This is a genomic window from Streptomyces sp. SID13726 (assembly GCF_010548375.1).
Lineage (GTDB): Bacteria > Actinomycetota > Actinomycetes > Streptomycetales > Streptomycetaceae > Streptomyces.
On record NZ_JAAGLY010000209.1, the window covers coordinates 1 to 563 of the forward strand.

The following is a 563-nucleotide window of genomic DNA, read 5'->3' on the forward strand; positions in this document are numbered from 1 at the left end:
CCCGACGGAGAAGAGCGCGATGTCCGCCCGGTGCTGCACGTCGAGCACGCGCCGCACCGACCGCTCGCGCCACATCGCGCGCTTGGTCTCGGCGTAGTCGAAGAACGCGGGCACTGGGAAATGGTGCACGTGCGCGTCGAACGCGGTGCCGAAGCCCGCGATGAGGTCGCCCGCGTAGTGCACGCCCGACGTGCGCGTGTTCGCGGCGCCGTTGAGCTGGACGACGGCGCTCCCCCGCGTCGGCTTTTGCGGCAGGTGCCGGGAGATCGCCGACAGCGTGGTCCCCCACGCGATGCCGAGGATCATGTCGGAGTCGAACCACGTCGACAGCAGGCGCGCGGTCGTCAGGGCGACCTGCTCCAGCCGCTCGACCTGCGGCGCCTGGTCCGGCACCGGGACGACGTACGCGTCGATGCCCCACGTGCTCGAGAGGTGCTGGCCCAGCCCCGGGCCGCGGCTCCGCGCCGGCCGCAGCGAGATCTCGACCAGCCCCGTGTCCCGGGCCCGCTTCACGAGCCGCGACACGGTGGACCGCGACGTGTGCAGGTGCTTGGCGATGGCCT

1 protein-coding gene is annotated in these 563 nt (G+C 72.6%); it reads right to left on the reverse strand.

The annotated features are described in order from the left end of the window. A partial coding sequence (locus G3I78_RS47215) for a sugar-binding domain-containing protein (protein ID WP_239158466.1) occupies positions 1-563 on the reverse strand: 563 nt, incomplete at both ends.